This window comes from Streptomyces sp. M-16 (assembly GCF_052114405.1).
Taxonomy (GTDB): domain Bacteria; phylum Actinomycetota; class Actinomycetes; order Streptomycetales; family Streptomycetaceae; genus Streptomyces.
In genome coordinates this window covers 1-5,244 of sequence record NZ_JBFRER010000229.1, presented here as the reverse complement: position 1 = coordinate 5,244, position 5,244 = coordinate 1, and the positions used below count along the sequence as shown (strand labels likewise).

Below are 5,244 nucleotides of genomic sequence, written 5' to 3'. Positions count from 1 at the left end.
AGGCAACGGCCCCCTCGCCGTCCTGGACGGCACCGGCCACGCCCACGCAGCCGGCGGCGTCCTCCTCCCCCACCCCACATCCGACCTTCCCGCCCTCATCGCCTGGGCCCTCGGCCCCGACGCCGACCTCCGCGCCCCCCGCCTCCACCGCAACGGCAAGGACGGCGACCCCCTMCTCGTCCTCACCGCCCCCGCCGCGGAACGCCTCGGTCTCCCCCTCACCCTCGAAGACCGCCGCGCCCTCCGCCTCCCGGACAACCACCCCGTCATCAAGCAGCTCACCAAGGCCAAGTGGCAGCTCACCCGCCGCGGCTTCGGCCCCTGGCCCCGCATCTACCGCCCGGCCTCCCCCACCTCCGGCCGCCAGTGCGTCCAGCTCGCCGTCCTCCCCTGGGGCGCCCTCGACACCCGCGCCTGGGGCGAGGACACCGCCAACCTCCCCGCTCCGGAACTCGCCGAACTGCTCACCGCCTACGCCACCCGCCTCCTGACCCCCCGCGGCTCCACCGCCGTGACGGGCCTGGAACTCATGACGGCGCTGCGTCCCCCCACCCGCGCCGCACGCAACCCCGACACCAACACCTGGGAGTCCGCCCCCGTCGCCGGCTCCCTCACCCGCCCCGTCGACCCGGCCCCCCCGGAGGCCCCCGACGAGCACCCCGTGGTCGCCGCCCTGTACCCCCGCTCCCACCAGCGCACCCCGGACCAGGTCCTCGACGAAGAGGCCTACGACTGGATCCGCGACCCGGAGCTCCTCACCGACGCCGAATGCGCCGCCACCCACGCGGTCGGCCTCGACGTGAACATGGCCTTCGCCGCCGCCGCGAACCGCCTCACCGTCGGTCTGGGCCCCGCCGCCCACACCACGCACCCGCGCTTCGACCCGAAGACCCCCGGCTGCTGGCTGGCCGACCTCTCCTCCCTCCCCCACGACCCCCGCCTCCCCAGCCCCTTCACCCCGCACGGCAAGCCCCCCACCGGACCGGCCTGGTACGCCACCCCGACCCTCGCCTACGCCCAGGAGCTCGGCCACGAGGTCCGCCCCACCGAGGCCTGGCTCCGCCCGGACCACGGCCCGTACCTCGACGCCTGGTACACCCGCCTCCGCGACGCCTACATGGCCACCATGGCCGACCTCGGCGTCACCTCCTCCCTCACCGAGTCCGAGTTCCTCCGGGCCATGGCGACCCACAAGCAGCACGACCCCCTCGCCGCCTCCGTCCTCTCGGCGATCAAGGCCACCGTGAAGGGCGGCATCGGCAAGCTCCGCGAGCGTCCCCAGGGCGCCGGCTACCGCCCGGGTGAACCCTGGCCCGCGCTCGAACGCCCCACCTGGCGCCCCGACATCCGTGCCGCCGTGATCTCCACGGCCCGGGTCAACATGCACCGCAAGATGCTCAAGCTCTCCACGGCTGCCGGCCTCCACCCCATCGCGGTCCTCTCCGACTGCGCGGTCTACCTCTCCCCCGGCCCCAGCCCCCTGGACCTCCTCCCCCACACCCCGGACGGCAAGCCCCTCCCCGGCGGCTTCCGCCTCGGTGTCAGCCCGGGCATGGTCAAGCACGAAGGCACCCAGCCCCTCCTCTGGGCGGTCCAGATGCTTGACGAAGGCCTCAACCCCGCCCGCCACATCAAGGGCCACGACGCAGCAGCAGACGGCGAGTAATCCATGTCCGACATCTCCGACAGCCTGTCCAAGGCCGACGAACTCCACTTCACCCGCCCCGTCCCCAAGTCCGCCGGCGCCCAGATGCGCTTCCTCGTCAAACAGCTCAAATCCACCAAGGCGGTCGCCACCACCCTCGGCATCTCCCAGCGCACCGTCGAGCGCTACGTGAAGAACCAGCTCAAGCAGCCCAAGCCCGAACTCGCCGCCCGCCTCGAAGCGGAAGTACGCCGCCGCTGGCAGCCCCTGGTCCGCAAGCGCGCCCGGGAGCAGGCCTCCAGGACCACCGGACTCGTCATCGAGACCCGCGCCCGCTTCGGCTTCACCGCGGCCCCCGGTACCACCGACGACGGCCGCATGCGCCGCATCACCCAGCACCTCCCCCCGGAGTACGCGGGCCGCCTGTTCGCCGCCCAGGAGACCGGTGCCACCGAGAACCAGCTCCGGCACATCACCGCCGAGGCGCTCCAGGAGATCTACTTCAAGGACAACGGAGCCCGCGCCGGCGGCCTCCTCGTCGAGTTCACCGACATCGACTACGTCGACATCGCCTTCTGAAACCGACCACCCCTGAAAACCCCCAAAACGGCTGGAATCGCCGAAGCCGCAGAATCGCCCCTCCAGCCCCCAGAAACCAAAGAGGGTCCCGGGATATCCCGGGACCCTCCAACGCTCTCAAAACCCCCTCAGAAGCCCTCTGTGGGCCCTTCCTTCGGGCGCTCACCCCACGGCGTGCAATGTCCTCCGCCGCTTCGACTCCGCAGCCTTCTTCGCGGCGGCCTGCGCCGCCCGCTTCTTCCGCTGCTCCGCCAGCTGGTCCTGGTACTCCGCCACCGCCTGGTGGTAACTGGCCACGTACCCCCGGGCGTCCAGCCGCTCCTCGGGCGCCATCTCGTTCACCGCGGCGACGGCGTCCTCGAAGGAGTTGTAGCCCGCCAGCATCGGGTTGATCTGGTAGACCCCGTTCCTGACCTTCCGCACCAGCTTCGCGAGCTCCAGGCTCCGCAGCGCCGCGTTCACGCTCGGCCGGCTGAGCTCCAGCAGCCCCCCGATGGTGGCCTGATCGATGAGGATCCGCCCCCCGGGCTCACTCAGCGAACGCAGCTTCAGCAGCACGCGGTACGCGGCCGGCGGAAGGTCGAGGTCGGAGAGAAGCCCGTCTGCGTTGACCGCAGCGAATCGCAAGGTGCTCACTGAGCTGTCCCTTCTTCCTTGCGCTGTGCCCGGCTCAGCCGGCGCGCAGCGCGCTCCTTGGACCGTTCGGCCCGCAGTTCCTCGATTGCCTGCCGCATGTGGTCCAGCGACGGGAACCGCACCAGGTCCGGCAGGCTCGTATCGCTGCGAATCTGCGAGATGGTGCTGTGCTGCTCCACCTTCACGAACTCACCCGCCGTCTCGGTACCCGGGATGAACTCAGCCACCCGGTAACTGTAAGGCGGGTTGAACTGGTACACGCCCCGCCGCACCTTGAAGACGATCCCATGAGACATGACAGTGTGCAGCGCCTCCGACGTCTTTGTCCGGCTGACGTCCAGGATCGTAGCCATCTCCTCCTGAGTAAGTGGAATCCGGCCCCCCGCACGCTGGCACGCGATCAGCAGCAGGATCAGCCTCAGGGGCAATGCTTCCCTGAAGTACTGGGCAATCACCAGGAAGAACTCAAGGCTGTCCATGGAGAACGCATTTGGCTGACTCTGCGTCCCGTAGAACTCCAGCGGCTTGCGCTCACCGTCCAGCGTGAGCTTGCGACTGGGATACCGCCTCGCGAGGCTGTCCAGATCCTTGACCGGAGCCAGCGGCTGACTCCACGCCGAGATCGCGTCATCAACGGGGAGATCAGGACGCGGCGCGCGCGACGGACTCGGCCGACGGCGCTGTGGCTCTGATGACACGAGGATGCTCTCCACTTCGTTGATCTGCAGAGAGAGTATGTCAACAAGGGTGACACTAATGTCACGCTCGTTGACGTTCGGCGTGTCTTGTGTCCCCCCAGGAGGGACACATCTCGGCCACGGCCCCTCCAGGCCCCCTCTGCGCGCCCACGACCCAACCACTCCGCCCTCTCGTGCAGTTCGGGGGCGTATCTCCGCTAAAACGTCAGTATCCCCGACGTTTTAGCCCCAAAAGCGTCAGCCTCGCTGACGTTTTGCAGTCGCTCTGTCCCCCTAGCAGCGACACATCGACCGAGTTATGTCCCTCCTGAGGGGACATAACTTTCCCCGCGCACCCCGCCTGACCTGCGACGACGCATATCCGTACTCTCTATAGGCCGTCAGCTGCCGCGCTTCACGCACCCAACGCCGACACCAACCGGCGCTGAGCCCTCATTTCCTGACACCCCGACACCTGAACCACCCCAAGTCCCTGGACCGGACACGGTGTCCATAACCGCGCAGAATCTGACTGATTCCTATCTCTATCCCCAGAACACTTTGAAGCAACACACCCACCCACCCTTAACGCCGTTAACACTCTCCCCTCTCACTCCACCTCCTCTCGACCACAACTCACCTCAACGTCCAACAACCCCCGATATGACCAACCCAAGACAGCAACGCCCCAGGTCAACCGCACACCGCCAAACCCCCACTCAAAGCTCGACGGACTGACTAAAGCGAGGGTTTAGCCTCCTAGACAGGCAAACCACAGAAGCTGAACAGGGGAAGCGACGGGAAAACCGGCCTTCAACAAGCTCAGCCCGCCGGCCACGAACAGAGTGAGGCCACCGTGGCAGGGGTGAAGCCACTCCCGCTTAACGGCCAACAGAGCTGACACCCACGGAACAAAGCCGAGAGCCCCCACGACATGACTCAGGTAGGACGTAACCCACCACTGCCAAGCACAACCGGGCAAGTCCGTGCCCCAGCGCACAACACTTGGGTACCTGGCCGAAGGCCAGACCATCGACTACAGAGCAGACCCACCCGAGCTCAGCAAAGTGGACCCCCAAGCGAAGTGGAGAGGGCCCCCGTCTGGCGCAGGGCGATAAGGGGCACACCCCCCCCAGACCCAGCACGGGGTTTCCAGAGCGGAGCGGAGGAAAACCCCTGCGAAGGCAAACGCTGTACAGACAACCCTTCCAAGCCCGCAGCACTTGGGCCCTCACCAAAGGTAAGGCCATGGTCCGCACAGCAGACCCCTCTGAGCGTGGCGAAGCAGATTCCGGAGCGAAGCGGAGGAAACCCCTGCCGAAGGCAGGGCCTTGACGGGCTCAGCCCGCTGCGCCGAGCGCAGCGAGGCGGTTCCCCTCCCAAGCGCGCAGCGCTTGGACCTAGGCCGAAGGCCCGGCCACGGACCGCGAAGCGGTCCCCCCAGCGCAGCGAGGGGTATCCCTTCCCGAGCGCGCAGCGCTCGGACCCGGGCCGAAGGCCCGGCTATGGCTCGCGCAGCGAGCCCCACCGAGCGCAGCGAGGTGGGTCCCTTCCCAAGCGCGCAGCGCTTGGGGCCCTGGCCGAAGGCCAGGCCACGGACCGCGAAGCGGTCGGACCCGGGCCGAAGGCCAGGCCCTGGCTCGCGCAGCGAGCCCCACCGAGCGCAGCGAGGTGGCTCCCTTCCCAAGCGCGCAGCGCTTGGCTTGG

4 protein-coding genes are annotated in these 5,244 nt (G+C 68.4%); 2 read left to right on the top strand and 2 right to left on the bottom strand.

Features of this window, described 5'->3' with window-relative positions:
• Together tap and tpg are read left to right on the top strand one after the other, a co-directional pair.
• A partial coding sequence (gene tap, locus AB4039_RS41315) for a telomere-associated protein Tap (RefSeq protein ID WP_442273207.1) occupies positions 1 to 1,666 on the top strand: 1,666 nt, incomplete at its 5' end.
• A gap of 3 nt (positions 1,667 to 1,669) precedes the next feature.
• On the top strand, positions 1,670 to 2,224 hold the full coding sequence (tpg, locus tag AB4039_RS41310) for a telomere-protecting terminal protein Tpg (RefSeq protein ID WP_266845321.1): 555 nt from the start codon (positions 1,670 to 1,672) through the stop codon (positions 2,222 to 2,224).
• A 162-nt stretch (positions 2,225 to 2,386) separates the two neighbouring features.
• On the opposite strand, the gene AB4039_RS41305 is transcribed toward tpg, so the two are convergent.
• Both AB4039_RS41305 and AB4039_RS41300 read right to left on the bottom strand, forming a co-directional pair.
• Positions 2,387 to 2,860: a hypothetical protein gene (locus AB4039_RS41305; RefSeq protein ID WP_030242142.1), complete on the bottom strand. Its 474-nt coding sequence runs from the start codon at positions 2,858 to 2,860 to the stop codon at positions 2,387 to 2,389.
• Positions 2,857 to 3,573 (bottom strand): hypothetical protein, encoded by a 717-nt coding sequence (locus AB4039_RS41300; protein WP_030242136.1) that lies wholly within the window; start codon positions 3,571 to 3,573, stop codon positions 2,857 to 2,859. Before AB4039_RS41300 ends, AB4039_RS41305 begins: the two co-directional genes overlap by 4 nt.
• Between the last annotated feature and the right edge of the window lie 1,671 nt (positions 3,574 to 5,244).

Excerpts from the sequence above, each read along its gene's own strand:
- tpg (WP_266845321.1), top strand. The coding sequence starts at position 1,670 with ATGTCCGACATCTCCGACAGCCTGTCCAAGGCCGACGAACTCCACTTC.